The organism is Inquilinus ginsengisoli (genome assembly GCF_050434925.1).
GTDB lineage: Bacteria > Pseudomonadota > Alphaproteobacteria > DSM-16000 > Inquilinaceae > Inquilinus > Inquilinus ginsengisoli_B.
This window is the reverse complement of the sequence record NZ_JBNDJK010000001.1, coordinates 7,556,637-7,582,090: the sequence shown is the minus strand read 5'-3', so window position 1 is coordinate 7,582,090 and position 25,454 is coordinate 7,556,637. Positions and strand designations below refer to the sequence as shown.

The 25,454-nt window shown below is 70.0% G+C and carries 28 protein-coding genes; 14 read left to right on the top strand and 14 right to left on the bottom strand.

Features of this window, described 5'->3' with window-relative positions; all coding sequences use genetic code 11:
• Positions 1-9: 9 nt before the first annotated feature.
• Genes QFZ27_RS35500 through QFZ27_RS35490 form a run of 3 tightly spaced genes read right to left on the bottom strand, consistent with a single transcriptional unit; the run spans position 10 to position 3,152 of the window.
• Positions 10-849 (bottom strand): carbohydrate ABC transporter permease, encoded by an 840-nt coding sequence (locus QFZ27_RS35500; protein WP_342239960.1) that lies wholly within the window; start codon positions 847-849, stop codon positions 10-12.
• 11 nt (positions 850-860) lie between these two features.
• A complete protein-coding gene (locus QFZ27_RS35495; RefSeq protein WP_429231386.1) occupies positions 861-1,814 on the bottom strand; it encodes a carbohydrate ABC transporter permease in 954 nt (317 codons plus the stop codon).
• A 27-nt stretch (positions 1,815-1,841) separates the two neighbouring features.
• Positions 1,842-3,152: an ABC transporter substrate-binding protein gene (locus QFZ27_RS35490; protein WP_429231384.1), complete on the bottom strand. Its 1,311-nt coding sequence runs from the start codon at positions 3,150-3,152 to the stop codon at positions 1,842-1,844.
• 166 nt (positions 3,153-3,318) lie between these two features.
• Between QFZ27_RS35490 and QFZ27_RS35485 the strand changes: the two genes are divergently transcribed.
• Positions 3,319-4,179, top strand: coding sequence for a helix-turn-helix domain-containing protein (locus QFZ27_RS35485; RefSeq protein ID WP_429231382.1), 861 nt, complete (start codon positions 3,319-3,321; stop codon positions 4,177-4,179).
• 31 nt (positions 4,180-4,210) lie between these two features.
• On the opposite strand, the gene QFZ27_RS35480 is transcribed toward QFZ27_RS35485, so the two are convergent.
• Complete coding sequence (locus QFZ27_RS35480) at positions 4,211-4,975, bottom strand: SDR family oxidoreductase (RefSeq protein ID WP_429231381.1); 765 nt, start codon at positions 4,973-4,975, stop codon at positions 4,211-4,213.
• A 127-nt stretch (positions 4,976-5,102) separates the two neighbouring features.
• On the opposite strand from QFZ27_RS35480, the gene QFZ27_RS35475 reads away from it, so the two are divergent.
• On the top strand, positions 5,103-6,014 hold the full coding sequence (locus QFZ27_RS35475) for a LysR family transcriptional regulator (RefSeq protein WP_429231379.1): 912 nt from the start codon (positions 5,103-5,105) through the stop codon (positions 6,012-6,014).
• On the opposite strand, the gene QFZ27_RS35470 is transcribed toward QFZ27_RS35475, so the two are convergent.
• Complete coding sequence (locus tag QFZ27_RS35470) at positions 6,015-6,914, bottom strand: phytanoyl-CoA dioxygenase family protein (RefSeq protein ID WP_429231377.1); 900 nt, start codon at positions 6,912-6,914, stop codon at positions 6,015-6,017.
• 189 nt (positions 6,915-7,103) lie between these two features.
• Between QFZ27_RS35470 and QFZ27_RS35465 the strand changes: the two genes are divergently transcribed.
• The gene (locus QFZ27_RS35465) at positions 7,104-8,036 is read left to right on the top strand and encodes a cation diffusion facilitator family transporter (RefSeq protein ID WP_429231375.1); all 933 of its coding nucleotides are present in this window, start codon (positions 7,104-7,106) and stop codon (positions 8,034-8,036) included.
• On the opposite strand, the gene QFZ27_RS35460 is transcribed toward QFZ27_RS35465, so the two are convergent.
• Positions 8,033-8,827 (bottom strand): 2-keto-4-pentenoate hydratase, encoded by a 795-nt coding sequence (locus tag QFZ27_RS35460; RefSeq protein ID WP_429231374.1) that lies wholly within the window; start codon positions 8,825-8,827, stop codon positions 8,033-8,035. The two genes, QFZ27_RS35465 and QFZ27_RS35460, sit on opposite strands and share 4 nt — an antisense overlap.
• Before the next feature lie 84 nt (positions 8,828-8,911).
• Here QFZ27_RS35460 and QFZ27_RS35455 point away from each other — a divergent pair, with 84 nt between their 5' ends.
• The 5 genes from QFZ27_RS35455 to QFZ27_RS35435 all read left to right on the top strand — a co-directional run bounded on the left by QFZ27_RS35455 (position 8,912) and on the right by QFZ27_RS35435 (position 12,346).
• Positions 8,912-9,613, top strand: coding sequence for a GntR family transcriptional regulator (locus tag QFZ27_RS35455; protein WP_429231372.1), 702 nt, complete (start codon positions 8,912-8,914; stop codon positions 9,611-9,613).
• Positions 9,614-9,639: 26 nt separating this feature from the next.
• Entirely contained in the window at positions 9,640-10,488 is an 849-nt protein-coding gene (kduI, locus tag QFZ27_RS35450; RefSeq protein ID WP_429231370.1) for a 5-dehydro-4-deoxy-D-glucuronate isomerase, read from the top strand.
• Positions 10,485-11,240: a 2-dehydro-3-deoxy-D-gluconate 5-dehydrogenase KduD gene (gene kduD / locus QFZ27_RS35445; RefSeq protein ID WP_429231369.1), complete on the top strand. Its 756-nt coding sequence runs from the start codon at positions 10,485-10,487 to the stop codon at positions 11,238-11,240. The genes kduI and kduD overlap by 4 nt, the downstream gene beginning before the upstream one ends.
• Before the next feature lie 182 nt (positions 11,241-11,422).
• Positions 11,423-12,013, top strand: coding sequence for a phage tail protein (locus QFZ27_RS35440; RefSeq protein ID WP_429231368.1), 591 nt, complete (start codon positions 11,423-11,425; stop codon positions 12,011-12,013).
• A 12-nt stretch (positions 12,014-12,025) separates the two neighbouring features.
• On the top strand, positions 12,026-12,346 hold the full coding sequence (locus QFZ27_RS35435) for a DUF6916 family protein (protein ID WP_429231366.1): 321 nt from the start codon (positions 12,026-12,028) through the stop codon (positions 12,344-12,346).
• Here the strand turns inward: QFZ27_RS35435 and QFZ27_RS35430 are convergent.
• Complete coding sequence (locus tag QFZ27_RS35430) at positions 12,339-12,842, bottom strand: hypothetical protein (protein WP_429231365.1); 504 nt, start codon at positions 12,840-12,842, stop codon at positions 12,339-12,341. The genes QFZ27_RS35435 and QFZ27_RS35430 overlap by 8 nt on opposite strands.
• Positions 12,839-13,645: a 6-phosphogluconolactonase gene (locus QFZ27_RS35425; protein ID WP_429231363.1), complete on the bottom strand. Its 807-nt coding sequence runs from the start codon at positions 13,643-13,645 to the stop codon at positions 12,839-12,841. The genes QFZ27_RS35430 and QFZ27_RS35425 overlap by 4 nt, the downstream gene beginning before the upstream one ends.
• A gap of 175 nt (positions 13,646-13,820) precedes the next feature.
• Between QFZ27_RS35425 and QFZ27_RS35420 the strand changes: the two genes are divergently transcribed.
• Positions 13,821-14,870, top strand: a complete 1,050-nt coding sequence (locus QFZ27_RS35420) for an aldo/keto reductase (protein ID WP_429231361.1) — start codon at positions 13,821-13,823, stop codon at positions 14,868-14,870.
• A 173-nt stretch (positions 14,871-15,043) separates the two neighbouring features.
• On the opposite strand, the gene QFZ27_RS35415 is transcribed toward QFZ27_RS35420, so the two are convergent.
• Positions 15,044-16,252: an MFS transporter gene (locus tag QFZ27_RS35415; protein ID WP_429231359.1), complete on the bottom strand. Its 1,209-nt coding sequence runs from the start codon at positions 16,250-16,252 to the stop codon at positions 15,044-15,046.
• Between the two features lie 110 nt (positions 16,253-16,362).
• Here QFZ27_RS35415 and QFZ27_RS35410 point away from each other — a divergent pair, with 110 nt between their 5' ends.
• Together QFZ27_RS35410 and QFZ27_RS35405 are read left to right on the top strand one after the other, a co-directional pair.
• Positions 16,363-16,965 (top strand): TetR/AcrR family transcriptional regulator, encoded by a 603-nt coding sequence (locus QFZ27_RS35410; protein WP_429231357.1) that lies wholly within the window; start codon positions 16,363-16,365, stop codon positions 16,963-16,965.
• Between the two features lie 66 nt (positions 16,966-17,031).
• Entirely contained in the window at positions 17,032-17,463 is a 432-nt protein-coding gene (locus QFZ27_RS35405) for a GFA family protein (RefSeq protein ID WP_429231355.1), read from the top strand.
• Positions 17,464-17,644: 181 nt separating this feature from the next.
• Here the strand turns inward: QFZ27_RS35405 and QFZ27_RS35400 are convergent, their stop codons facing one another.
• Entirely contained in the window at positions 17,645-17,998 is a 354-nt protein-coding gene (locus QFZ27_RS35400) for a DUF1428 domain-containing protein (RefSeq protein ID WP_429231353.1), read from the bottom strand.
• 86 nt (positions 17,999-18,084) lie between these two features.
• The gene (locus QFZ27_RS35395; protein ID WP_429231351.1) at positions 18,085-19,032 is read right to left on the bottom strand and encodes a LysR family transcriptional regulator; all 948 of its coding nucleotides are present in this window, start codon (positions 19,030-19,032) and stop codon (positions 18,085-18,087) included.
• 215 nt (positions 19,033-19,247) lie between these two features.
• Between QFZ27_RS35395 and QFZ27_RS35390 the strand changes: the two genes are divergently transcribed.
• Entirely contained in the window at positions 19,248-20,510 is a 1,263-nt protein-coding gene (locus QFZ27_RS35390) for a VTT domain-containing protein (protein WP_429231349.1), read from the top strand.
• On the opposite strand, the gene QFZ27_RS35385 is transcribed toward QFZ27_RS35390, so the two are convergent.
• Entirely contained in the window at positions 20,479-21,117 is a 639-nt protein-coding gene (locus QFZ27_RS35385; protein WP_429231348.1) for a TetR/AcrR family transcriptional regulator, read from the bottom strand. The genes QFZ27_RS35390 and QFZ27_RS35385 overlap by 32 nt on opposite strands.
• A 101-nt stretch (positions 21,118-21,218) precedes the next feature.
• On the opposite strand from QFZ27_RS35385, the gene QFZ27_RS35380 reads away from it, so the two are divergent.
• Both QFZ27_RS35380 and QFZ27_RS35375 read left to right on the top strand, forming a co-directional pair.
• Positions 21,219-21,959: an SDR family oxidoreductase gene (locus QFZ27_RS35380; RefSeq protein WP_429231346.1), complete on the top strand. Its 741-nt coding sequence runs from the start codon at positions 21,219-21,221 to the stop codon at positions 21,957-21,959.
• 170 nt (positions 21,960-22,129) lie between these two features.
• A complete protein-coding gene (locus QFZ27_RS35375) occupies positions 22,130-23,662 on the top strand; it encodes an MFS transporter (RefSeq protein WP_429231345.1) in 1,533 nt (510 codons plus the stop codon).
• Between the two features lie 178 nt (positions 23,663-23,840).
• Here the strand turns inward: QFZ27_RS35375 and QFZ27_RS35370 are convergent, their stop codons facing one another.
• Together QFZ27_RS35370 and QFZ27_RS35365 are read right to left on the bottom strand one after the other, a co-directional pair.
• Positions 23,841-24,395 carry a hypothetical protein gene (locus QFZ27_RS35370; RefSeq protein ID WP_429231344.1) on the bottom strand — a complete coding sequence of 185 codons (555 nt, stop codon included), beginning with the start codon at positions 24,393-24,395 and terminating at the stop codon, positions 23,841-23,843.
• A gap of 164 nt (positions 24,396-24,559) precedes the next feature.
• On the bottom strand, positions 24,560-25,441 hold the full coding sequence (locus QFZ27_RS35365; RefSeq protein ID WP_429231343.1) for a YihY/virulence factor BrkB family protein: 882 nt from the start codon (positions 25,439-25,441) through the stop codon (positions 24,560-24,562).
• Between the last annotated feature and the right edge of the window lie 13 nt (positions 25,442-25,454).

Genomic DNA, 25,454 nt, shown 5'->3' with positions numbered 1-25,454 from the left:
GGGTGGGGGCTACTTGACCGCGCCGGCGGTGATGCCGGCCACGAAATAGCGCTGCAGGAAGATGAAGACGACCAGCATGGGCAGGGTCAGCAGCGTGGCCCCGACCATCAGGGCGCCCCAGGGCACGACGTTGAGGCCGATCAGGCTGCCCAGCGCCACCGGCGCGGTGCGGGCGCCCGGCTGGGTCGCGACCAGCAGCGGCCACAGATAGTTGTTCCAGGAGGCGAGGAACAGGATGATCGCCAGCGCCGCCATGCTGGGCCGCACCAGCGGCAGGGCGATGGAGAAGAAGATCCGGCCCTCGCGTGCGCCGTCGATGCGGGCGGCGTCCAGCAACTCCTGCGGCAGCGACAGGAAGGTCTGGCGCATGAACAGCACGCCGATCGAGTTGAACAGCGGTGGCACGATCACCGCGATCCAGGTGTTCGACAGGCCCAGGTCGCGGGCCACCAGCACATATTGCGGGATGATCACCACGGCATAGGGCACGGTCAGGGTCGCCACCAGCAGGCTGAAGGTCGCCTGCTTGCCGACGAACTGGAACCGGGCGAAGGCGTAGCCGGCCATGCTGGTCAGCAGCAGCGACAGCACCGCCGAGACGGTGGCGATGCCGATCGAGTTCAGCATCGCCCGGCCGAAGCTGGCCGTATCGTCGAGGAAAGCCCAGTTCTCCAGCAGGTTGCCGCCCGGCGTCAGCGGCAGCTCCGGCGAAAAGATGGCGTAGTCCGGCAGGGTGGCGAACACCACCATCAGGTACAAGGGCGCCAGCCACAGCAGCGCCACGGGTGCCATGCCGCCGGTCAGGGCCCAGGTGCCCCAGCGCCGGCGCGATCCGATGGTGCGGAGCATCGCCATCCTCCTCAGGCCTTCCGGCCGCGGGTGAGCATGAGGTTGAGCGCCGCCATCACCGCCGCCATGGCCGCGATGGTGTAGGCGATCGCCGCGGCGTAGCCGAAGTTCAGGCTGACGAAGCCCTGCTTGTAGAGATAGGTGCCGAGCGTCTCGGTGGCGCCGCCGGGCCCGCCGCGCTCGGTGATCAGCCAGGGTTCGGTGAACAGCTGCATGGTGCCGATGATCGACAGCACCAGGCAGAACACCACGATCGGCTTCAGCAGCGGCAGGGTGATGCGGAAGAAGCGGTCGACCGGGGACGCGCCGTCGATCGCCGCCGCCTCGTACAGGTCGCGCGGGATCGACTGCAGCCCGGCCAGGAGGATGATGGCGTTGTAGCCGGTCCAGCGCCAGGTCACCGCCACCATGATCGTGGCCATCGCCGCGTTCGGATCGTGCAGCCAGTCGATCGGCGCCAGGCCCAGCGCCGCGAGGCCGTGGTTGACGGCGCCGAACTGGCCGTTGAACAGCAGCCGGAACACCACCGAATAGGCGACGTCGCTGACCACCACCGGGGCGAAGAAGGCGAAGCGATAGATCGGCCGCAGCTTCAACAGCGGCGAGTTCAGGGCCAGCGCCAGCAGCGTGGCCAGGACCAGCATCACCGGCACCTGGACCACCAGGATGGTCAGGGTGTTCTTCAGCGCCTCCTGGAAGGCGCGGTCGACCAGCAGCCGCCGCCAGTTGATCGCCAGATTCCACGCCCAGGGATTGACCCGCGTGTTCTGCAGCGACAGCAGCGCCGAATCGATGATCGGCCAGCACCAGAACACGGCGAAGACGAGGAGGTAGGGCAGCAGGAACCAGTACGGCGCCAGGGCGTGGCGCCGGCGCCGCCACCCGCCGCCGGCTTCCGACAGGGCGGCGGCCGGGGCCGCGCGTGTCTGTGGGGGCCGGAGGCCGGCTCGGGTGGCGGTTCCCATCACGCGGCCTCCGTCACTCGGCCCCCATTACTCGGCGACCGGCAGGCCGGTCGCGGCCGAGATCTGCTCGGCCGCCTCGTCCAGGGTCTCCTTGGCGGATTTCGAGCCGCCCTTCAGATAGGCCAGCAGGATGCCGTCGGCGATGTTGTCGGCCTCGGCGAAGTACTGGGTGCCGCGCGCCGGCTTGATCTGCGACAGGGTGGACAGCACCACCTCCCAGACCTTCTGGCCGCCCCAATAGGGCAGCGGCTGCTGGACATAGGGATCCTGGATCGCGTCCGGCAGCGTCGGCACCAGGCCCGAGGCCTTGAGCTGGGTGATCTGGCTGTCCGGCCGGCCGTTCGCGAAGTTGATGAAGGCCAGCGCCGCTTGCGGGTTCTTCGAGGAGGCCGGGATGGCCAGCGACGAGCCGCCGATATTGGCGGCGCGGTTGCCGCCGGATTCGAAAGCCGGCAGCTGGAACACGCCCCATTTGCCGCTCAGCTCCGGTGCGTTGCCGCGGATCGAGCCCTCGTACCAGGCGCCGAAGACCGAACTGGCCAGCCGGTTGGCCTTGATCGCCTGCAGGCTGCCGTCCCAGTCGCCCTCCATGAACAGTCCGGCGTCGGTGATCTTCTTCACCGTCTCCAGCGCCTGGACGCAGCCGGGCTGGTTGACCGTGATGTTTTCGCCGCTGTCGTCGAAGAAGGCGCAGCCGGCCTGATTGGCCAGGATGCGGAACCAGGTCGTGCTGGTCGCGCCGCTGTTGGTCGACAGGAACTTGACGTCGGGCCCGGCCTTGGCCTGCACCGCCTTGCCGGCAGCGATGAAGTCGTCCCAGGTCGCGATCTTGGCCGGGTCGACGCCGGCGGCCTCGTACATGTCGCGGCGGTAGAACACCACGGCCGGCCCGGAATCCCAGGGCATGGCGTAGATCTTGTCGCCGACGGTCAGCTCCGCCAGCTTGAATTTCGGGAATTTGGCGAGGAGGTCGGCCTCCTTCGGGTCGAGCGACTTCAGGTCGGCGAAGCAGTCCGGGAAGCGGGCCCAGAACACCTCGGATTCATGGTTCTCGACCGAATAGACGTCCGGCATGTTGATGCCGCCGGCGGAGCAGCCGGCCAGGCCGCGGTCATAGACCGGCTGGTTGCCCAGGTCCTCGACCGTCACCTTGACGTTCGGATATGCCTTGTTGAAGTCGGGCACCACGGCCTTCAGCGCCGTGGCCGCCACGTTCCAGCTCCAGACCGTGATCTCGCCCTTCACATCCGACTGCGCCATCGCCGGCGCCGTCAGGGCTAAGACGGCCGCGCCGGCCAAGCCGGACATCATGCCGGCGATCCTGCCGAGTCTGCTCATAGGTCCTCCCTCATATCGTGTCTGGTCCGGCCGACGGGTCCAGCCTGCCATAGGCGGGACCGTCTTCGCGGAGCTTATCGTCGCCTTGCGCCTGGAGTATGAATCCGATGGTTTCCGCATGTCGTCCCGATCAGAGGCGAATTCTTCCGGGATCCTAAGGTCGACGATGAGCCGAGCCCAGACTGCGCGCATACCGAGGCTGCCGGGCCTGTCCGAGCGGATCGTCAGCGCCGACACCAGGCGCGAGGTGCTGGTGATGCGGCGGGCGCACCAGCACAGCCAGATCGAGCTGAACCTGATGCTGGAGGGAGCGGCGACCTATCTGTTCAACGGCCGGCGGGTCACCATCGGGGCCGGCGATTTCGTGTTCTTCTGGGGTGCCATCCCGCACCAGACCATCGAGGCGTCGAGCCCGGCCAGCTTCGTCTGCCTGTACCTGCCGATCGAGATGTTCCTCAGCGCCGCGTTGGGGCCGCGGCTGAAGAGCGCTGTGCTGGGCGGCAGCATGATCGGCGACCGGGCGCCGCTGCCCTTCGACGCCGCCCAGTTCGAGCACTGGCATGCGGAGCTGACCCTTGGCGACGACTTGGTCACCGCCCTGGTGCGGCAGGAGATCGAGCAGCGGCTGCGGCGCAGCGACCTGTGCGGCTGGGACGTGCTGAGCGACACCGGCGACGGCGCCGCCGCCTCCGAGGGCCGGCACGCCAAGGTCTGGGCCATGGCCGGCTTCATCGCCGCCCATGCCAGCGAGCCGATCTCGGTGTCCGACGTGGCGGCCTCGGTCTGCCTGCACCCGAACTACGCCATGGCGATCTTCCGCGAGGCGCTGGGCCTGAGCATCGGCGGTTACCTCACTCGCCAGCGCCTGTATGTGGCGCAGGCGCTGCTGCTGTCGACCGACACCGACATCGTCACGGTCGCCTTCGAGGCCGGCTTCGGCTCGGTGTCGCGCTTCTACGAGGCCTTCAGCCGCCACTTCGCCATGCCGCCGCGCCAGTTCCGGATCCTGTACCGCGGTGGTGGGTGAGGGGCGGAGGCCCGCCCCTCGACGGATTGTCTCACCCCCGCGCGATCGAGATGCCGCCATCGACCAGCGAGGCGGTGCCGGTGACAAAGGAGGCATCGTCCGACGCCAGGTAGAGGACGGAGCGGGCGATCTCCTCCGGCGTGCCGGCGCGCTTGAGTGCGTGCAGGCTGCTCAGATGGTCCCGCGCCTCCGGCGTGGCGTTCGCGGTGCGATACATGTCGGTGTCGACCGCGCCCGGCAGCACCGCGTTGACGCGGATGCCTTGCGGGCCGAACTCGGCGGCCAGCGCCTGGGTCAGGCCGATCAGGCCGGACTTGCTGGCAGCGTAGGCGGCGACGCCGGGGAAGGAGAAGGTGTGGCCGACGAAGGTCGAGGTGAAGATCACCGACCCGCCGCCATGCTTCGCCATCTCGGCGATCTGGTGCTTCGCCCCCAGGAAAGCACCGGTCAGGTTGATCGCGACGGTGTCGCTCCACCCGGCCTCGGAGACGCCGGTGCTGGCGCCGCTCTCGCCAAGCGTGCCGGCATTGTTGAAGGCGATGTCCAGCCGGCCGAAACGTTTCGCCGCCAGTGCTACCAATGCCTTGGCATAACCTTCCGAGCGGACGTCACCGGCCAGCGCTACAGCTTGGCCGCCCGCGGCCTCGATCTCGGCGACGAGATTCGTCAGTTCGGCCTCGCGACGGGCACCGAGCACCAGTTTTGCGCCTTCCCTGGCGAACAGGATGGCGGTGGCACGGCCGATGCCGGCACTGGCGCCGGTGATGATCGCGACCTTGTGTTCGAGACGGTTCATCTTGGGATCTCCTGGATCGGGGCGGGTCCGACACCCGCCGTCGCCACAGAACGTATGTCGCAAGAAAATCGGAAAGAAGGCGATAGATCTGTTAGTATGATTCAGCTTTCCTGAATGATGAGAGTCGATGGACCGGCTGCGCGCCTATGAGATCTTCGCCACGGTGGTGGCCAAGGGCAGCTTCACCCGTGCCGCCGACGCGCTCGACACCTCGCCAGCCAACGTCACCCGCTACGTCAACGAGCTCGAGGCTCATCTCGCCGTCCGCCTGCTCAACCGCAGCTCGCGCCGGCTGTCGCTGACCGAGGCGGGGCAGGCGCTGGCCGAACGGGCGAGGGCGATCCTCGACGAAGTGGCGGAGACCGAGGCGATCGCCTCCTCCGCCGCTCTCAGCCCGCGCGGGCGGCTGCGCGTCAATGCGCCGGTCAGCTTCGGCAGCCTGCATCTGGCGCCATTATGGCCGCGCTTCCTGGCCCGCCATCCGGAGATCGAGCTCGATGTCGATCTGGTCGATCGCATCGTCGACCTGGTCGGCGAGGGCTACGACCTCGCGGTCCGGATCTCGCGGGCCGGATCCCAGGAGCTGGTTGCCCGCAGGCTGGCCGCCTCGCGCAACATCGTCTGTGCCGCGCCGGACTACATCGCCCGTCGTGGTGCGCCCCAGACGCCGGCCGACCTCCTGAACCACGACTGCATCGGCTACAGCGGTGCCGCAACCGCCGACGAATGGCACCTGGCCGATGAGTCGAGTCAGCCACATACCGTGAAGGTGCCTTGCGTCATGCACAGCAACAACGGCGATACGGTGCGCGCCGCGGCGCTGGCCGGGCTCGGTATTATCTGGCAGCCGAGCTTCCTGATCGGCGGCGACCTGCGGCAGGGCCGGCTGGTGCCGCTGCTGCCCGGCTACCGGATGGCCGATATCGACGTGCTGGCAGTGTATCCGAGCCGCCGCTATCTCAGTGCCAAGGTGCGGGTGATGGTCGACTTCCTGGCCGAGGCTTTCCGCGGCACCCCGCCCTGGGATCGCGACTCGTGACTACAGCCCGTCGCTCAGGCCCCAATGTGCGCTCCACCGCGGGTCGGCCTCGTCGCGGACGTCCTGGAAGCGGATGTCGGCCGACAGGCGCATGATGCCGGCCGGGTCGTCGTTGCGGGTCGCGGCGTGGATCATGTAGGGGCTGTGCAGCACCACGTCGCCGGCGGCGTAGTCGGCGGCCAGCCACCGGCTGCCGAAACGCTCCGCCATCGCCGGGAGGTCCTTCGAGATCCAGCCGGTCTCGGTCATGTTGCGGTTGTAGGCGCTGATCCGCTCCCCCGGCGACAGCTCGGCGTTCTTGCGGCCGAACTCCGCCTCCATCTCGCGGCCCAGCCGGTGCGAGCCTTCGAGATACAGGAGGCCGCCCATCCGCACCGGCACGTCGCCGATCGGGATCCAGGCGGTGACCAGCCGGTCGGTGCCGGCGCGCAGATAGATCAGGTCGTAATGCGCGCCGGTCGCGGCCGGGTCGCCCGGCCGGGTGAAGCGCAGGATCTTGCGCCGGTGCAGGGTGGAGGTGCCGCCGATCAGGCGGTCGATGAAGCGCCACAGCTCCGGCATCAGGCAGAAGGATTCGAAGGCGGAGGAGCGCACCAGCTCCATCAGCCGGCCGCGCAAGGCTGCGTCGGCCGGGCGGTCCGCGGCCTTGCCCTCGACGGGATTGGGACCTTCCGCCAGCAGGCCGAACTCGGCGAATTGCGCGAAGACGTGGCGGCGGAACTCCAGCACTGCCGCGCGCGGCAGCAGCGAGCGCAGCCAGAGATAGCCCTCGGAGTCGTAGCGCGAGCGCAGGGCGGCGAGATCCTCCGCCGGATCGCTCGGCGCCAGCCAGCCCAGCCGCGCCGGGCTGCAGTCCAGCGCATAGCCGTTCGATGACAGAGCGGACGGCAGAGCGCCCATCCCTTCCTCCCGCGACGAATGCGCCTTGCGGCGCTTGGCGCCTATGATGCACTCCATGGCCTGGAGTGTCGTCACGTCGCCGCAGCTTTTCCTCCGGAATCCTCAGGTCGAGGCTTGGAGAGATATGTCCTGGTCCGAGATGAAGCCGCCGGTTCTCCGCCTTTGCCCTGGAACAGAAGGCGGCCGCTGATGGACCGCGCCTCCCAGGCCGCGCTGGCCAGCGTCTTCGTCGGGGCGCTGGTGCTCGGGCTCAAATTCCTGGCCTACTGGTTCACCGGCTCGATCGCGCTCTATTCCGACGCGCTCGAGAGCATCATCAACGTGGTCGCGGCCGGCGCCGCCTTCATCGCGCTCAGGGTCTCGTCGCAGCCGGCGGACGCCAACCACCCCTACGGCCACACCAAGGCCGAATATTTCTCGGCGGTGTTCGAGGGGCTGCTGGTGGTCCTGGCCGCGTTCTCGATCCTGCGCGAGGCGTATGCCGGCCTGCTCGACCCCCAGCCGCTCGACGCGCCGGCGCTGGGCCTGGCGATCAGCGGGGTGGCGTCGGCCATCAACGGCGCCTGGGGCTGGGCCCTGCTGCGCTGGGGCCGGAACCTCCGCGCCCCGGCGCTGGTGGCGGATGGCCGGCACGTGCTGACCGACGTCTACACCTCCGGCGGTGTGCTGGTCGGGGTCGGGCTGGTGGCCCTGACCGGCTGGCAGATCCTCGATCCGATCCTCGCCGCGATCGTGGCGCTGAACATCCTATGGTCCGGTTACGCCATGGTCCGGGATTCGGTCGGCGGGCTGATGGACGAGGCGGTGCCGCCGGAGACGATGACTCGCATCCGCGAGGCGATCGCGCGCACCGGCGGCGGCGCGCTGGAGGCCCACGACGTCCGCACCCGGCATGCCGGCCGGATGACCTTCATCGACTTCCACCTGGTCGTGCCCGGCACGATGACGGTCTCCGAAGCGCACGACATCTGCGACCGGATCGAAGCGACGCTGAAGCAGGACATCGGCGCCGACACGATCATCAGCATCCATGTCGAGCCGGAGGAGAAAGCCAAGCACGCCGGCGTGGCCATCGCCCGGAACCAGCCCCGCCAAACGGAAGCTTCAACCAGCGAGACCTAGCCGCGAGCGGCGGTGACCAGCACGTCGACAGCGCCGACGCCGTCGAACTCGGCTTCGGCCCGGGCGCCCGGCTTCACCACATGGACGCCGGTGGTCATGCCGGTCAGCACCCAGCTCCCGGCGAGCAACGAGCGGCCGCGGCGGCCGAGATGCTCGGCCAGGAAGGCGAGGGAGGCGATCGGCCCGCCGCCGGCGACCCGGGCAGCGCTGCCCTCGCCGACCACCACGCCGTCGACCCGCATCCGCACGGTCCAGTCGGACGGCGCCCGGCTGTCCCAATCGGCGATCTCGAGGCCGAGCACGAGGCCGGCATTGTTGCCGAAATCGCTGGCCACGGCGCCGGGGCCGAGGTCGTTCAGCGTCGCCAGCGGGCTGCCGGCGATCTCCATCCCGGCATGGACCGCGGCCACGAAGGGCTGCATCTCCTCAAGGGTGCGCGGCCGGGCCTCGGCCGGGATGTCGCGACCGATCCGCAGCACGAACTCGGCCTCGACCGCGCCGAAGCCGCCGGGGATCACCGGCGTCTCCACCCGGCGCTCGCGGGCGTCGCGGAAGTTGCGGGCGAACACCGGTCCGGCCAGGCGCGGCGCGTCGTAGCGCGGCCGCCAGGTCTCGGCGATGCCGGCCACCTTCCAGCCGACCAGCGTATCGGTCCACAGGCCGATCGCCTCCTCCTGCACCGCATAGGCGGTGGGCAGGTCCGGCGGCAGCGTGCCGGGATAATCCGGCAGGGCGCGGGCGGCGCGGCGCGCCTCGGTGAAGGCGATGGCCAGGTCGCGGCTCGAACTCATGGCAGGCTCCGTCGGCTTATTTGGATTCTTGTGTATGGTAGTATGGGCTGTTATGCAAGACGGCAACGGCATACAGGATCCGGCGTGAAGATCGACCCCGCCCACGGCTTCGAATCCGCCGCGCACCGGCTGGAGCGCGAGTTGCGCCGCGCCATCGTGGCGCTGGAGCTGGCGCCCGGCGCCCGGCTGTCGGAGCAGGAGATCGCGCAGCGCTACGGCGTGTCGCGCCAGCCGGTGCGCGAGGCGCTGATCGCGCTGGCGAAGACCCGGCTGGTCGAGGTGCAGCCGCAGCGCGGCACGGTGGTGGTCAAGCTGTCGGTGCGGCGGATGGCCGAGGCGCGCTTCGTCCGCGAATCGGTCGAGGTGGCGCTGGTGCGGCGGGCCTGCGAGGGCTTCGACCGGTCGAGCCGCGAGCGCATCGACGACCTGCTCGACGCCCAGGCCAAGGCCGCGTCGCGCGGCAACCACAACGATTTCCAGCGCACCGACGAGCTGTTCCACATCGCCATCGCCGAAGGCGCCGGCTGCGGCCTGGCCTGGATGGCGGTGGAGGACCTCAAGGCGCATATGGACCGGATCTGCACCCTGACGCTGCCGGGCGCCGAGGCGATGCTGCCGCTGGTCGACCAGCACCGCGCCATCATGGCGGCGATCGACGCCCGCGACGCGGACGCGGCGGAGCGGGCGATGCGCCATCACCTGACCGAGATCCTGCGCGCCCTGCCGCGGATCGAGGCCGAGCACCCCGAATTGTTCGACGAGCCCACCCCGGGCCGAACCCGCTAGACGCGAATCCGATAGACGAGGACAGCATGAGCGACGCCCCGACCACCCGCCAGGCGGTGCATTACGAGCAGGCCGAGATGCTCGACGGTGAGGATCTGCGCCGGCATTTCCTGATCGAGCAGCTGATGACGCCGGGCATGCTGAGCGCCACCTACACCCATTACGACCGCATGCTGGTGATGGGCGCGGTGCCGACCGACGCCCCGCTGGTGGTCGGCGAGGATCTGGCCAGGCTGGTCGGCAGCGCCACGCTGCTGGAGCGGCGCGAGCTCGGCCTGATCAATCTCGGCGGGCCCGGGCGGGTGACCGCCGACAGCACCGTGTACGAGGTGGGGTCGCAGGACGCGCTCTATCTCGGCAAGGGCATCGCCTCGGTCGCCTTCGCCAGCGTCGACCCGGCCAATCCGGCGAAGTTCTACATCAATTCGACCCCGGCCCATGCCGGGCTGCCGTCGCGGGTGATCGCCAAGAACCAGGCGATCGTGAAGGAGCTCGGCGCGCCCGAGACCAGCAACCGCCGCACCCTGCACCAGTACCTGCATCCCGAGGTGCTGCCGACCTGCCAGCTGCTGATGGGCCTGACCCGGCTGCACAGCGGCAGCGTGTGGAACACCATGCCGGCGCACACCCATGACCGGCGGATGGAGGCATATTTCTACTTCGAGCTGCCGGCCGATGCGGTGGTGATGCATTTCATGGGCCGGCCCGCGGCCACCCGCCACCTGGTGGTGCGCAACGAGCAGGCGGTGCTGTCGCCGCCCTGGTCGATCCATTGCGGCGCCGGCACCGCATCTTATGCCTTCATCTGGAGCATGGCCGGCGACAACCAGGCCTTCACCGACATGGACTTCGTCGCCATGGGGGACCTGCTGTGAGCCTGTTCGACCTGTCGGGCCAGGTGGCGCTGGTCACCGGCGCGCGTACCGGTCTCGGCCGCGGCATCGCCCTGGCGCTGGCCGAGGCCGGGGCCGACATCGCCGGGCTCGGGTCGCGCCCGATGCCGGAGACGGCGGCGGCGATCGCCGGCACCGGCCGCCGCTTCGTCGAGGTGGTGCGCGATCTCGAGGATTCCTCCGGGCTCGACGCGGTGGTTACCGACATCGTCGCCCGGCTCGGCCGGATCGACATCCTGGTCAACAACGCCGGCATCATCCGCCGCGCCGACCTGCTGGAGTTCAGCGAGGCGGACTGGGATGCGGTGATGGCTGTCAACCTGAAGAGCGCCTTCTTCCTCAGCCAGGCCGTCGCCCGCCACATGGTGGGGCAGGGCATCCGGGGCCGGATCATCCACATCGCCTCGGTACTCTCCTTCCAGGGCGGCATCCGGGTGCCGTCCTACACCGCGGCCAAGCACGGCATCGCCGGGCTGACCCGGGCGCTGGCGAACGAGCTGGCGCCGAAGGGCATCACCGTCAACGCCATCGCCCCCGGCTACATGGAGACCGACAACACCGAGGCGCTGCGCGCCGACCCGGTGCGCACCCGGCAGATCCTGGACCGCATCCCCGCCGGCCGCTGGGGCGTGCCGCAGGACCTGGCGACGGCGACGCTGTTCCTGGCCTCGCCGCACAGCGGCTACGTCACCGGCACGCTGCTGCCGGTCGATGGCGGCTGGCTGGCGCGGTGAGGTTTTTCTGTTGAATTTATGTCGAATTAATGTCATAAAATCATATTCAATCGATTCAGATTGAAACTATATTTCCTTTCGTTTTATCTTCGCTGCTGCCGGTTCCACGCCGTCCCCTCGATGGCGTGGAACCGGCATCACGCGTTTGTCGCATTGTGACCCATTTTTCAGGAGCATTTCGGATGGAACCTTTCCTCGCCACGATCATGGGCTGGGCCCCGAACTTCGCGCCGCGCGGCTGGGCCTACTGTGGGGGCCAGATCCTGGCTATCGCGCAGAACACGGCGCTGTTCAGCCTGCTCGGAACCACTTATGGCGGCAACGGCCAGACCACCTTCGCGCTGCCCAACCTGTTCAGCCGGTTCCCGATCGGCGCCGGCAACGGCCCGGGGCTGAGTCCTTATGCCCTCGGCCAAGTCGGCGGCGTCGAGAACACGACGCTGACCGCCAACAACATGCCATCCCATGTCCATGCCGCGGGGACATTGGCCGGGCAACAGACGGTGACCAGCAATATCGGCAGCACCTCCCAGACGACGGCTGTCGCCGGCTCGATCCTGGGTGCGCCGAACTTCCTGGACAGCACCTCCGGCTCGACCGTCAACGTCAACACCTTCGCTGCCGGCGGCTCCACCCCGGCGGTCGCCCTGGCGATCCCGGTCACCGGCAACACCGGTCCGGCCGGCAACACCATGCCCTTCTCGATCCTGCCCCCCTATCTGGCGATCAACTGGATCATCGCGCTGGAAGGCATCTTCCCGCCGCGCAGCTAAGGGAGCGCCGCGATGCTCGCCGAGCTCAGCTTCGACGACTTCAAGGACCACCGTGGCCAGACCTTCGTGGTCGAGGGGCCGGGCGGGCGGGTGGAAGCGACGCTGGTCGCCGTCCGCCTCTCGCCCTACGAGTCGCCGGGCCTGCTGCGGCGCCACCCCTTCGCGATCCTGTTCACGGCGCCGCCGTCGCCCGATCTCGGCGCGCAGGTCTACAATATCCGGCACCCGTCCAAGGGGCTGATGGAGGGCGTCCTCATCAGCCCTGTGGTGCCGGCGGCGATGGACGCGCCGAAGGCGCAAGATCTCCGCTTCTACGAGGCGGTGTTCAACTGAGCAGGGCGCGGTCGATCGCGGCCAGGATCCGGTCCCGCAACGCATCGAGCCCTCGGGCGAGATCGCGATGCTCCCGGACCAGCGCCGCGATCGACCGCCTTTCTTCCGAAATCAGGCCGGAGCCGGAGCTGACCGCATCGGCCAGCCGGGTCTCGGCCGCGTAGCGGCGATGGTCCAGCGTGCCCAGCGCCGTGTCCAGGCGCATCCACTCCGCCAACAGCTCCGCCGCCGCATCCACGTTTCGCGCTTGCAGCGCCTCGATCGCCCGCCGCAGCGGCAGCCGGGCGCCGGTGTGGCTGCAGGCCAGCTGGGTGTCGCGTCGCCCGGCCGGGCACAGTGCCGGGCGGGCATAGCCCTCGGGCTCGACCGCATGGGCCAGGGGCTGCCCGGCTTGGTCGCGCGGCACCGCCTCATGCACCATGCCGCAGGCCACCGCATGCGAGGCTGCGATCCGGTCGCGCAGCCGGCCCAGCTCGTCGGCGGTCTCGGCGATCACGCCGCCTCCCGCGCCGCAGCGGCATCGAGATGGATCTCCGGATTCCGGCAGCGATGCAGGATGGTGGCCGGCCAGGTGGGCTCGAAGTCGCGGCTTTCCAGCAGGCGCCGCATCGCCTGCCGCTTGTGGGCGCCATGGAGGATCATCAGCGCCGCCCGCGACAGGCCGGCGATGGTGCCGAGGCCGACGGACACGCCGCGGCGCGGCACCTCGGCGATGACGGCGAAGCCCGGGAAGGTCGCCATGTTGTCGCGCCGCGTCTCCTCCGCCAGCGCGACGATGGCGGTGCCCCCCTCGGCCGGGCTGCCCGGCGGGTTGAACGCGACATGGCCGTCGCTGGCGCCGCTGGCCAGCAGGAACAGGTCGATGCCGCCGGCGTCGCGGATCCGCCAGTCATAGGCCTCGGGCTCGGCCGGAGCCGGGCACCACACGCTCGTCGCCGGCAACTGCCGTGGCGCCGGCAGCTTGGCGTTCAGCACGGCCCGGATCTCATGCTCGGCAAAACGGCGGCAGCTGTAATGCGCCCGCGGATCGCACAGCACTGGCCCGCTGGGCCCCTCGACTAGGTACTCGTCCATCATCACCAGCACCAGGCGCGACAGGTCGAACCGGGTCATCCCGGCCAGGGCTCCGAGCGCGGCATAGACCGGCGCGGCCGACCGCCCGGCCGGACAGCCCAGCAGATAGGGCCGGCTCTCCTCCGTCGCGCGCTCGATCCCACCCAGGATGCGCTGGGCGACGGCGCGGCCAAGCGCGTCCGGCGTCGGATGGACGGTGACCGGGATGGCGATGGTGGATCGCATAAGCGGGTCCTGGCGGCCGACCGGGGCTGAAGCCAGTGTGACAGGCCGGCGCCCGGCCGCGCAATCGCGACGCCCATTCAGCATCCGTGGCGCTGAACGCGATCTGATCTTTCCGTTGGCACGCTGAAACCGGCAGGCTTAGGACTGGCCGACCCCGACACAAAGAGGCGCCGTCATGGAATACCGTCTGCTCGGCCGCTCCGGCCTCAAGGTCTCCACCATCACCCTCGGCACCATGACCATGGGCGGGAAGGGCAATTTCGCCAAGGTCGGCAATGCCGGCGTCGACGAGGCGCGGCGGCAGGTCGACCTGTGCCTCGACGCCGGCGTCAACCTGATCGACACTGCCGATGTCTACTCGGCCGGCGGGTCGGAGGAGATCATCGGCGAGGTGCTGGGCGGCAAGCGCAAGGCCGGCGTGCTGATCGCCACCAAGGCGCGCTTTCCAATGGGCAACGGCCCGAACGACCGCGGCCTGTCGCGCCACCATCTGATCGAGGCCTGCGAGGCCAGCCTGAAGCGCCTGCGCACCGACGTGATCGACCTGTACCAGGTCCATCAATGGGACGGGCATACCCCGCTGGAGGAGACGATCGACGCGCTCGACAGCCTCGTCCGCCAGGGCAAGATCCGCTACATCGGCGCCTCGAACTATTCCGGCTGGCACCTGATGAAGGCGCTCGGGGTCAGCGACCGCACGCATCGCCAGCGCTTCGTCAGCCAGCAGATCCACTACACGCTCGAGGCGCGCGAGGCGGAGTACGAACTGGTGCCGGTGTCGATCGACCAGGGCCTCGGCATCCTGGTCTGGAGCCCGCTGGCCGGCGGCCTCCTCTCCGGCAAGCACCGGCGCGGCGTGACGCCGGAAGGCACGCGCCAGCTCGCCGGCTGGGGCGAGCCGCCGATCCGCGAGGAGGACCGGCTGTGGGCCATCGTCGACACGCTGGTCGGCATCTCCGAGGCGCGCGGCGTGTCCGGCGCCCAGGTGGCGCTGGCCTGGCTGCTCGGCCGGCCGGCGGTCACCTCGGTGATCATCGGCGGCCGCACCGAGGCCCAGCTGAAGGACAATCTCGGCGCCGCTGATCTGGTGCTGACGGCGGAGGAGCGGGCGCGGTTGGACCAGGTCAGCACGCTGCCGGTGCTGTACCCCTACTGGCACCAACTGCGCACCGCCAAGGACCGCCTCGGCCCCGCTGACCTGTCGCTGCTGGGCCCGCATCTCTGATTTCGACGTGCTGCCTACATTACCTCTCCCACGTGGCGGGAGAGGTCGACAGCGCGCAGCGCTGGCGGGTGAGGGCTGGCCCAGGCCTCGACAAAGGGCCCTCGCCCGGAGTCGCTTCGCGTCTCCGACCTCTCCCGTAAACGGGAGAGGCAACAGGAGATGCAGGAGCCGGCCTATGCCGGGACGCAGGCCGCCCCGGCCGGCGCCCGGCCGCGCAGCCAGCGTTGGCCGATGAGCGCGATCGTCAGCGCCGCGGCCCCGGCCGCGACCGACACCGAGAACCCGGCCGAGGCGCCGAATTCGTCGATGATCCGGCCGGAGGCGGAGGAGCCGGCGGCCATGCCGATGCCGATCCCGGTCATCGCCCAGGTGATGCCCTCGGTCAGCTGCGACGGCGGCACCAGCCGCTCGATCAGCCCCATGGCGGTGATGATGGTGGGCGATACCGCGGCGCCGGCCAGGAACAGCACCAGCGCCAGCGCCGGGATGCTGTCGACCACCAGCAGCGGCAGCGTGGTCAGCGCCGCCAGGCCGATCGCCAGGACGAACTGGGTCGGCAGCGACAGCCGCGGCTTGATCGCCCCGAACACCAGCCCGACGATCAGCGATCCGGCGGCATAGGCGGCCAGCACCAGGCTGGCGGCGGCGGTGGCGCCATGCGCCTCGGCGAAGGCGACGGCGGTGACCTCGGCGGTGCCGAAGATGGCGCCGACCGCGACCATGGTCAGCCCGATCACCCGCACCGACCCGAGCCGGACGACGGAACCGCCGCGCCCGGCCTCCGGCGCGTGCACCGGCGGCTCGGTCGCCTTCAGCCGGCTGAACAGCGCCACCCCGGCGGCCAGCAGCAGGGTGGCAGCCAGCGGCCCGGCCTCCGGAAACACGGCGACGCTCAGCCCGATCGCGATGATCGGGCCGGTCATGAAGATCACCTCGTCGACCACGGATTCGAAGGCGAAGGCGGTGCGCAGCCGCGGCGTGTCGCGGTGCAACTCGGTCCAGCGTGCCCGCACGAAGGCGCTGAGGCTCGGCATCGCACCGGCGCCGATGGCGAACAGAAACAGGGTCCAGTCCGGCGCGCCGAACCGCGTGGCCAGCATCAGCCCGGCCATCGCCGCCACGGTGACGATCGTGGCCGGGACCGCCACCCGGCCCTGGCCGTGCCGGTCGACCAGCCGGGAGATCTGCGGCGCGATCAGCGCGTTCGCCAGCGCGAAGGTGGCGGAGACGGCGCCGGCCAGCGTGTACTCGCCGCGCGCCTGCGACAGCATGGTGACGATACCCAGCGTCATCATCGCCAGTGGCAGCCGGGCGATGAAGCCGGCGGCCGAGAACGCCTTGGCGCCGGGGGCGCGGAAGATCTCGGCATAGGGGTTGGTCATGGCGGCCTCCGCTCCGGGCAGCAACACTTGCATACGCACCGTATGTGAATAGATAATTGCATGCGCGCCGTATGTCAATTAGCATACGCACCGTATGTAAGAGGAGGCCCATGGCGCACCGACCGCGCAGCGAGATGATCGCCGAGACCCGCGCCAAGCTGCTGGCTGCAGCTCGCCATGCCTTTGGCACCAAGGGCTATGCCGAGGCGTCGATGGACGACTTCACCGCCGAGGCCGGGCTGACCCGCGGCGCGCTCTACCATCATTTCGGCGACAAGAAGGGCCTGCTGCGGGCGGTGATCGCCGAGATCGACGCCGAGATGAACGTGCGGCTGCGCGAGGTCTCCGGCCGCGCCGACACGCCCTGGCAAGCCTTCTCGGATGAATGCATCGCCTATCTCGAGATGGCGCTGGAGCCGGAGATCCGGCGCATCGTCCTGCGCGACGGGCCGTCGGTGCTCGGCGATCCCTCGACCTGGGGCAGCCAGTCCGAATGCATCGCCCTGATGGCCGACAGCCTGCGCCGGCTGGCCGAGGACGGCGTCATCGTTCCGGTCGATCCGGAGACCACGGCGCGGCTGCTCAACGGCGCGATGCTGCACGCCGCCCAGTGGATCGCCAACGCCTCCGACCCGGAGGCCGCGGCGCGGCATTCGGTCAAGGCGTTCGGCGCCCTGCTGTCCGGCCTGCTGCAAGTCCGAGGCTCCCGCTAAGGCCTCGCGGAGACGAAGCCCCCGATCCGGTGTTGTCCTCGAAGCGACCAGGGAAGGAGGGACCGGATGAGCGATTATCCCGTGCTGCGGCCGGAGCCGCGGATCGATGCCGACGGCGTGCGCCTGCGCCAGGGCGGCTGCAGCTGCGGCGCCGTGCGCTTCACCCTGCGGGGAGAGCCGCTGAAGGTCGGCATCTGCCACTGCACCGAATGCCGCAAGGCCACCGGAGTGGTGGCGATGGGCTATGCCGACTGGCCGCACGAAGCCTTCACCGTGACCGGCGAGGTCCGGACCTATCGCGGCCGCAGCTTCTGCCCGGTCTGCGGCTCGCGCCTGTTCCATCCATCGGAAGGCAAGGACACGGTCGAGATCCTGCTCGGCGCCCTGGACGACGCGCCGGGCGACCTGCGCCCGACCCGCGAGGGCTGGATCATCCGCCGCGAGCCCTGGCTGGCGCCGGTCGCCAGCGCCGGCCAGTTCGACCGCGACCCGGTGTGAGCGGACCGGATTCCTCCAAAGCCGCCATGGCGAGCCCCGCAGGGGCGTGGCCATCCGGGGTGGCCGGGCCTGCTCCGGTTGCAGCACTGGATGGCCACGCTTCGCTCGCCATGACGGTATAAGGACGAGAGTCTGCCCAAATCGTATCGAGATACGGGTCCGCCGGTCTGGATTCCGTTCCCTACAACTCGACGAACACCTCGAACCCGCCATAGATCATGCGCTTGCCGTCGAAGGGCATGGTGGAGGGGTCCCCTTTCAGCCGTGGGTCGGCCATCACCTTCTTGTTGATCTCGTCGCGCGCGGCGCGGCTTTCGTAGACGATCCAGGCGAAGATCACGATCTCGTCCTCCTTCGCCATCACCGAGCGCGGGAAGGAGGTCAGCTCGCCATAAGGCGTGTCGTCGCCGATGCATTCGACGTAGGCCAGCGCGCCGTGGTCCTTCCACACTGTGCCAGCGTTGCGCGCCATCTCCTTGTACTCCTCCAGCTTGGCCTTCGGCACCGCCAGAACGAATCCATCTGCGTAGGACATCCCGGGTCTCCTCCGTTGGGTTGGACCGAACATAGGACGACCGAGGAGGCTGGGAACCGACAGGCCGGGCGGATTTTCTCAGCCGCTCACCCCGGCGCCCCTATATACGCCGTCGTTCCCGGGCGCAGCGTGTCATGCACGAACTGGATGAAGGCGCGCAGCTTGGGCAGGGCCTGGGCCCGGCTGGGGTAGTACAGGAACAGGCCGGGGGTGCCGGGGCAGAACTCCTCCAGCACTGGCTCCAGCACCCCGGCGGCGACCTGCTCCTGCACCGCCGGCGCGGCGGTGTAGGCCAGGCCGATGCCCATCTCGGCTGCCATCAAATTCAGTCCACCGCTGTTGACGATCACCGGGCCGGCCACCGCGATGTCGAAGGCGCGGTTGCCGTCGACGAACTCCCAGCGATAGATCGGCCCCTGCGGCGTGTGGCGGGTGCCGATGCAGGCGTGGCGATGCAGGTCCTCCGGCCGCTGCGGCCGTCCGTGCCGGGAGAAGTAGGCGGGCGCGCCGACCACCGCGAACTTGAACGGCGGCGTCAGCCGCACCGCCACCATGTCGGCCTCCAGGAGCTCGCCCAGACGGATGCCGGCGTCGAAGCCCTCGGCAACGATATTGGCCAGGCTGTCATCGGCGAAGATCTCGATCTGCAGTGCCGGATGGGCGGCGCGGAACTCCACCAGGATCGGCTCGGCCAGGAAGTGCACAAGCGCCCGCGGCATGTTCAGCCGCAACAGGCCGGTCACCTCCTCGCCCAGGCTCTGGGCCGCGTCGAAGGCGGCCAGGATCTCCGCCAATGCCGGCCGGGCACGCTCGACGAAGCGTTGCCCGGCCTCGGTCAGCCCCACCTTACGGGTGGTGCGGGTCAACAGCGCCACGCCCAGCCGCGCCTCCAGCCCACGGATGGTCTGGCTGATCGCCGAGGGGGACACCCCCAGTTCCGCCGCCGCGGCGCGGAAGCTGCGGCGCTCGGCGACACGCAGCACGGCGATCACGCCGTCCAGCTGGCTGCGCTCTATTGTGAAGGGTTTCTTCATGGCCACTGCAGATTATTCCGGATAGCGAGACAAAGCGAGGCGCCATAGCCTCTGCATCACGGCCGGGACGCGGTCGGTGGCCGCGACGCAACGCCGCTGCCGTACCCTGCCGCCGAGGCTCATATAAGCGGAGCGCACCGCTATCGCGTTCCCCTGACCTTCTCATTGTCATTATGATACAGGGGGAGTCGGCCTTGGACCCGCTGGGAGACCTCATGCCCTGGATCGCCGCCTGCAGCGTCGCCGGACTGTTCGGCCTCATGCTGGTCGAGCGCCTGCTGCCGATCCTGCCCTCCTACGGCCTGCTGGTCGCGGTCGGGGTGGCGGTCGGCGAGGGCTACTGGTCGCTGCCGCTGGCCCTGGCGATGACCGTGATCGGCGGCATCGCCGGCTGCGCGCTGTTTTACGGGCTGGGCTGGGGCCTTGGCGAGGCGCGGGCCGGGGCGCTGCTGCGCCGCACCGCCGGCTTCTTCGGCATGCGGCCGGCGCGGGTCGACCGCTGCATCGCCTGGCTGCGTGACCGTGGGGCGGTCTTCGCGCTGGTGGCGCAGCTGGTCCCGACCGTGCGGCTGGTGGTGCCGGGTGTCGCCGGGCTGCTGCGGGCCCGCCCCGTGATGTTCTTCACTGCGACCGCCCTCGGCATCGGGCTGTGGAACGGGCTGTTCATCGGCACCGGCTATGCCGCCGCGTCGCTGATCGAACCGAACCCGAACGCATCCTCGCTCGCGCTGATGGTGCTGGTCGCGTTGCTGTCTCTCGAGCTGATGGGCACGATGATGTGGCGTAGCTTCTCCCGCCGGCGGCAGGTTGCCGTCTCCTCCGCCGGCGCGCCGCCGGTCCTGATGTCGGGCGCCGCGATGTCGCCGCGGCCGGCGACCGGCCCCTCGCGCCGGCAGGACGCGGCCGACGACTTCGCCTTCTTCCGCGCCTGGCTGAAGGCGCCGCTGCGGGTGGCCGCCGTGGTGCCCTCGGGGCGGGCCCTGGCCGCCGCGATGACCGCCGAGATCGGGCCGGAAACCGGGCCGGTGATCGAGCTCGGGCCCGGCACCGGAGTCTTCACCCGGGCGCTGCTCGGCCGCGGCGTGCCGGAATCGCGGCTGGCGCTGGTCGAGGCCGGGCCGGATTTCGCGGCGCTGCTGCGCCAGCGCTTCCCGGCGGCGCAGGTGCTGTGCATGGACGCCGCCCGGCTGGGCACCGCCGATCCGTTCGACGGCGAGAAGACGGGCGCCGTGGTCAGCGGCCTGCCGGTGCTGTCGATGCCGGCCAAGACGGTGATCGGCATCCTCGACGGCGCCTTCCGCCATCTGCGGCCGGAGGGTGCCTTCTACCAGTTCACCTACGGGCCGCGCTGCCCGATCCCCCGCGCCATCCTGGACCGGCTCGGGCTCAAGGCGGTGAAGATCGGCAGGGCGGTGGCGAATGTCCCGCCGGCCTCGGTGTACCGCATCACCCGCCGCTGGCCGCGCCCGCCGGCCTAGGGGCAACTGCCACCATCGCGTCCCAGGCCGCCATGGCGTGGTCGATGATGGCGTGCATCTCGCGGCGGCCGGTGCCGTCGCGGGCCTTGATCGACAGGCCGGCCAGCACGGTCGAATAGAAGCCGGCCACCGGGCCCAGATCGACGCCCGACGGAAGCTCGCCGGCGGCCGCGCCTTGTTCCAGCCGGCGCAGGATCATGCCGCAGGCTTCCTTGTGCAGGTCCAACAGATGGGCGCGCACCCCCTCATGCTCCGGCGCCGTGTTGATGGCGCCGAGGATGACGAAGCAGCCATTCGGCAGGCTGAGGTCGGTGAAGGCGTCGGCGTTGTCGCGCAGCATCGCCTCGATTGCCCCGCGCGCCGTGCGCTCGCAATCCAGCGCCCGGCGCGTGGCCGAGCCCTCGGTGGCGCGGTACAGCGCGATCGCCTCGCGGAACAGCGCTTCCTTGCTGCCGAAGGCGGCGTAGAGGCTGGGCGCGGCGATGCCCATCGCCGCGGTCAGGTCGGCCATCGACACGCCTTCGTAGCCATGCCGCCAGAACAGCTCCATCGCCCGCCGCAGGGCCACATCCCGGTCGAAACCGCGGGGTCGGCCGCGCTCTGCCATCTCCGTTCCTTTCTTTAACGATCAATAAATAATTCCCTTGACCTCGGAATGCAACTGCTCCAGCTATTTGTTTATCGATCATTAAAGATATGGAGCATCCCATGGCCGATCTCTCCGGGAAGGTGGCGCTGGTCACTGGCGCCAGCCGCGGCATCGGCGCCGCCATCGCCCGCCGCCTGGCGCGGCAGGGCGCCGACGTGGCCCTCACCTACAGCGCCTCGCCCGACAAGGCGGCGGAGGTGGCGCGCGACATCGAGGCGGCCGGCCGGCGCGCTTTGCTGATCCAGGCCGACAGCGCCGACCCGGCGGCCGCAGCGGCGGCGGTGGACCGGGCGGCAGCAGGGCTCGGCCGGCTCGACATTCTGGTCGCCAATGCCGGCATCGCCGTGCACAAGCCCTTCGCGGAATTCACGGTCGATGAGTTCGACCGCAGCATCGCGGTCAATGTCCGCGGTGTCTTCGTCGCCGCCCAGGCCGCCGCCCGGCATCTGCCGGAGGGCGGGCGGATCATCGTCATCGGCAGCAACCTGGCCGAGCGCGTGCCCGGGGCCGGGATCACGCTCTACACCCTGTCGAAGACGGCGCTGACCGGCCTGGTCAAGGGGGCCGCGCGGGACCTCGGGCCCCAGGGCATCACCGTCAACCTGGTACAGCCGGGCCCGACCGACACCGACATGAACCCGGCCGACGGCCCGCGCGCCGACACCCTGCGGTCGCTGATGGCGATCCCGCGCTACGGCACCGGCGACGACATCGCCGGGCTGGTCGCCTGGGTGGCCTCGGCCGAGAGCCGCTTCGTCACCGGCGCCGCCCTGACCATCGACGGCGGCATGTCGATCTGACGGTCCCTCCCGAAACTCTACTCCGGCGGCCGTCTGACGCGGTTTTCTCCGCTTCCGGTGCTCATGGACCCAAAAGTCCGCTGCGCGCCGGTTCTCGAAAACCACGCCAGCCGACTCACCAGAGCGAGTTTCTCAACGGACCTTAGTCCTCGCATCACAGGAGCGACGAGATGACCGCACGCGCCATCCCCGATGACACCGACAACGGCGCCTGGGTGCTGGGCGCCGTCTGTCTGGCCGGGCTGATGATGCCGCTCAGCTTCACCGGCCCGGCGGTGGCGCTGCCGGCGATCGGGCGCGAGCTCGGCGGCAGCCCGGTGGCCCTGGCCTGGGTGGTGAACGCCTTCGTGCTCAGCTTCGGCAGCTTCGTCATGGCGGCCGGGGCGCTGGCCGATCAGCTCGGCCGCAAGCGCATGTTCGGCATCGGCGTCGCCGGCTTCGCCCTGCTGTCGCTGGTGCTGGGCTTTGCCCCCTCGGTGGTGGCGCTCGACCTGCTGCGCGGCGCCCAGGGCATCGCCGCTTCGATCGCCATGGCCGGCGGCGCCGCCTCGCTGGCGCAGGAGTTCGAAGGTCCGGCCCGCACGCGGGCCTTCAGCCTGCTCGGCACCAGCTTCGGCATCGGCCTGGCCTTCGGCCCGATTCTGGCCGGCGTGCTGGTCGAGACGCTGGGCTGGCGCGCCATCTTCCTGACCGGCACCGCGATCGGACTCATGGTCCTGGTGTTCGGCCTGCCGCGGATGCGGGAATCGCGCGACCCCGGCGCCACCGGCGTCGACTGGCTGGGCCTGTTCAGCTTCACCGCGGCCCTCGGCCTCCTGACCTTCGGCATCATGCAGGGGCCGCAGGATGGCTGGGGCAGCCCGGTGGTGCTGGCCCTGCTGCTCGGCGCCGCGGCGATGCTGGCGGCGTTCGTCGCGGTCGAGACCCGGGTGCGGCGGCCGATGCTGGACCTGTCGCTGTTCCGCTACCCGCGCTTCGTCGGGGCGCAGTTCCTGCCGATCGCGACGGCGGTCTGTTTCGTGGTGCCGCTGGTGCTGCTGCCGGTGCGCTTCATCGGCGCCGAGGGGATGAGCGAGATCGAGGCCGGCGGGCTGATGATCGCGCTGTCGGCGCCGATGGCGGTGGTGCCGTTCCTGGCCGGGATGCTGGCCCGCCGGATCCCGGCGGCGGTGCTGTCGGCGGTCGGCCTGCTGATCGCCGCGCTCGGCCTTGCCTGGCTCGCCGCCGTCCCGGTCGGTGCCGGGGTCGCGACCCTGGCCCTGCCGATGCTGGTGGTCGGCATCGGCACCGGCCTGCCCTGGGGGCTGATGGACGACCTGTCGGTCAGCGTCGTGCCGCGCGAGCGCGCCGGCATGGCCACCGGCATCTTCTCGACCATGCGGGTGGCGGGCGAGGCGCTGGCGATCGCCGCGGCCGGCGCGTTGGTGGTGGCGCTCGGCCAGTCCGGGCTGGACCGTGCCGCCGGCGGCGAGGCCGGGGTGGCCGACGCGGTCAACGCCCTGGCCGGCGGCGACATGGCCCGGGCCGAGGCGCTGCTGCCCGGCCTCGGCCGTGCCGTGCTGGCCCAGGCCTATGGCGCCGCCTTCCAGGCTATGCTGGCCGCGCTGGTTGCCGCCACCCTGGCGGCGGCGCTGGTCGCCTACATGCTGCTGCGGCGGCGGGAGGCGGTGTCGCAGAGAACCGAGGTCTGCGAAGTCCAATAGCCAGCTAACATTCTGCGTTGCCTCTCCCGCCTGGCGGGAGAGGTCGGGCGTCCGCAGGACGACCGGGTGAGGGCTGGCACCGGCCTCGACAAAGAACCCTCACCCGGAGCCGCTTCGCGTCTCCGACCTCTCCCGCCAGCGGGAGAGGCAACGCAATCAGAGTTGAACCGGATAGATCCTACGACGCGTCCGGGATCAGCTTGGCGCGCAGCGACCGACGCGCCTCGTGGTCCAGGCGCTGCAGCGCCTCGCGGATCTGCTGGGTGATGGCGCCGGCCTCGGCATCGGGATTGCGGAAATAGGCCTGCGCCTCGGCGATCATGATCGGCAGCGCGGCGGCAGCGGCCTTGGCGGCGGCGGCCGGCGACGAGGCCTTCGCCGCCATGCCGCGGATGCTGGTGGCCAGCTCGGCGGCCGAATTCTTCCAGCCGGCCGGGCCGGTGTCGGACAGGTCGGTTGCGGCCTCCTCGACGATCTGGTCGATCAGCACACCCGAATCGCGCGCCCCGGACCAGGAGGCGGCAAGGCGCCCGTCACGGTCGCGCACCTCGGTCCAGCGGAAGGTCTGGCGTTCCTCGTCGGTCAGGATGCGTTCGACCCGCGCGAACATGCCGGTCACCGGCCGGGTCCAGCCTGCCGGCAGCGCCGCCAGCTGTTCCCTGACCCTGGCATCCACGCGTGCGCCGCAACTCTTCAGCATCTGCTTCAGCCGCTGGGGGGCCCGCTGCTTCATCGCCATCTCTCCTCGCTCTCCCTCTCTGCACGCCCCGCCGCATTGCTCCCATGGTTCCGGGACGCCACGACCTTCGGTGTTTTAATCAAATGGGCTTCGCCCACCAGAATCAAGTCACAGCGTGTCGCTGATGGCGAGTCATTCCTTGGGTTGACACGCGCCCCTCAGGAGTCGCGCCGGATTCTGCGATCCCGCTCGCGCTCGATCTCGGAATTCAGCTCGGCACCGATCAGGAAGATCACCGTCGACAGCCAGATCCAGGTCAGGAAGCCGATCACGGCGCCGAGCGAGCCATAGGTCGCGCCGTAATTGGCGAAGCGGGCGACGTACCAGGAGAACAGCATCGACCCGCCGAGCCAGATGGTGGCGGCGATGATGCCGCCCCAGTTCAGCCAGTGCTCGCGCCGGCCGCCGGGGCCGTAGCGATACACCAGGGTCAGGGCGGCGATCGTCGCCAGGTACAGCGCCGGCCAGCGCAGCAGCCAGATCAGCGTGCCGGCGACCGAGCCGAGGCCGACGAGGTTCAGCACGATCGGCACCGCCACCACCACCGTCAGGGCCAGCGCGGCGAAGACGATGGCGCAGACCGTGAACAGCAGCGACACCATGTTGAGCCGCACGAAGCCGCGCCGCTCCTCCTCGTCATAGGCCACGTTCAGCGCATCGAACATCGCCTTGACCCCGGCATTGGCGCTCCATACGGAAATCGCGAGGCCGGCGAAGAAGGCCAGGCCCAGGCTCTTCGGCGGCTGGCTGGCGATGCGCTGCATCTGCCCGCCGATCAGCTCCAGGCTGCCGGCCGGCAGGATCAGGGCCAGGTCCTCGATGTTCCGCTGCACCGTCGAGACGTCGGCGACCAGCCCGTACAGCGAGACGAACACGCCGATCGCCGGGAACAGCGCCAGCAGGGTGTAGTAGGCGACGCCGGCGGCCAGCGCGAACACCCGGTCCTCGCCGATCTCGCCCCAGACCCGCCACAGCACGATGCCCGTGCGGCGCGCCCTGCGCTTCCACCGCCGCTCCGTCGTCCTGGTCTCCGCCGTCATGGCGATTCGGCGC

What these genes read in the sequence shown, in the direction of transcription:
- QFZ27_RS35500 (WP_342239960.1), bottom strand. Translation starts at nt 849, where the DNA reads ATGCTCCGCACCATCGGATCGCGCCGGCGCTGGGGCACCTGGGCCCTG.
- QFZ27_RS35495 (WP_429231386.1), bottom strand. Translation starts at nt 1,814, where the DNA reads ATGGGAACCGCCACCCGAGCCGGCCTCCGGCCCCCACAGACACGCGCG.
- QFZ27_RS35490 (WP_429231384.1), bottom strand. Translation starts at nt 3,152, where the DNA reads ATGAGCAGACTCGGCAGGATCGCCGGCATGATGTCCGGCTTGGCCGGC.
- QFZ27_RS35485 (WP_429231382.1), top strand. Translation starts at nt 3,319, where the DNA reads ATGAGCCGAGCCCAGACTGCGCGCATACCGAGGCTGCCGGGCCTGTCC.
- QFZ27_RS35480 (WP_429231381.1), bottom strand. Translation starts at nt 4,975, where the DNA reads ATGAACCGTCTCGAACACAAGGTCGCGATCATCACCGGCGCCAGTGCC.
- QFZ27_RS35475 (WP_429231379.1), top strand. Translation starts at nt 5,103, where the DNA reads ATGGACCGGCTGCGCGCCTATGAGATCTTCGCCACGGTGGTGGCCAAG.
- QFZ27_RS35470 (WP_429231377.1), bottom strand. Translation starts at nt 6,914, where the DNA reads ATGGGCGCTCTGCCGTCCGCTCTGTCATCGAACGGCTATGCGCTGGAC.
- QFZ27_RS35465 (WP_429231375.1), top strand. Translation starts at nt 7,104, where the DNA reads ATGGACCGCGCCTCCCAGGCCGCGCTGGCCAGCGTCTTCGTCGGGGCG.
- QFZ27_RS35460 (WP_429231374.1), bottom strand. Translation starts at nt 8,827, where the DNA reads ATGAGTTCGAGCCGCGACCTGGCCATCGCCTTCACCGAGGCGCGCCGC.
- kduI (WP_429231370.1), top strand. Translation starts at nt 9,640, where the DNA reads ATGAGCGACGCCCCGACCACCCGCCAGGCGGTGCATTACGAGCAGGCC.
- QFZ27_RS35440 (WP_429231368.1), top strand. Translation starts at nt 11,423, where the DNA reads ATGGAACCTTTCCTCGCCACGATCATGGGCTGGGCCCCGAACTTCGCG.
- QFZ27_RS35435 (WP_429231366.1), top strand. Translation starts at nt 12,026, where the DNA reads ATGCTCGCCGAGCTCAGCTTCGACGACTTCAAGGACCACCGTGGCCAG.
- QFZ27_RS35425 (WP_429231363.1), bottom strand. Translation starts at nt 13,645, where the DNA reads ATGCGATCCACCATCGCCATCCCGGTCACCGTCCATCCGACGCCGGAC.
- QFZ27_RS35420 (WP_429231361.1), top strand. Translation starts at nt 13,821, where the DNA reads ATGGAATACCGTCTGCTCGGCCGCTCCGGCCTCAAGGTCTCCACCATC.
- QFZ27_RS35415 (WP_429231359.1), bottom strand. Translation starts at nt 16,252, where the DNA reads ATGACCAACCCCTATGCCGAGATCTTCCGCGCCCCCGGCGCCAAGGCG.
- QFZ27_RS35410 (WP_429231357.1), top strand. Translation starts at nt 16,363, where the DNA reads ATGGCGCACCGACCGCGCAGCGAGATGATCGCCGAGACCCGCGCCAAG.
- QFZ27_RS35405 (WP_429231355.1), top strand. Translation starts at nt 17,032, where the DNA reads ATGAGCGATTATCCCGTGCTGCGGCCGGAGCCGCGGATCGATGCCGAC.
- QFZ27_RS35400 (WP_429231353.1), bottom strand. Translation starts at nt 17,998, where the DNA reads ATGTCCTACGCAGATGGATTCGTTCTGGCGGTGCCGAAGGCCAAGCTG.
- QFZ27_RS35395 (WP_429231351.1), bottom strand. Translation starts at nt 19,032, where the DNA reads ATGAAGAAACCCTTCACAATAGAGCGCAGCCAGCTGGACGGCGTGATC.
- QFZ27_RS35390 (WP_429231349.1), top strand. Translation starts at nt 19,248, where the DNA reads ATGCCCTGGATCGCCGCCTGCAGCGTCGCCGGACTGTTCGGCCTCATG.
- QFZ27_RS35385 (WP_429231348.1), bottom strand. Translation starts at nt 21,117, where the DNA reads ATGGCAGAGCGCGGCCGACCCCGCGGTTTCGACCGGGATGTGGCCCTG.
- QFZ27_RS35380 (WP_429231346.1), top strand. Translation starts at nt 21,219, where the DNA reads ATGGCCGATCTCTCCGGGAAGGTGGCGCTGGTCACTGGCGCCAGCCGC.
- QFZ27_RS35375 (WP_429231345.1), top strand. Translation starts at nt 22,130, where the DNA reads ATGACCGCACGCGCCATCCCCGATGACACCGACAACGGCGCCTGGGTG.
- QFZ27_RS35370 (WP_429231344.1), bottom strand. Translation starts at nt 24,395, where the DNA reads ATGAAGCAGCGGGCCCCCCAGCGGCTGAAGCAGATGCTGAAGAGTTGC.
- QFZ27_RS35365 (WP_429231343.1), bottom strand. Translation starts at nt 25,441, where the DNA reads ATGACGGCGGAGACCAGGACGACGGAGCGGCGGTGGAAGCGCAGGGCG.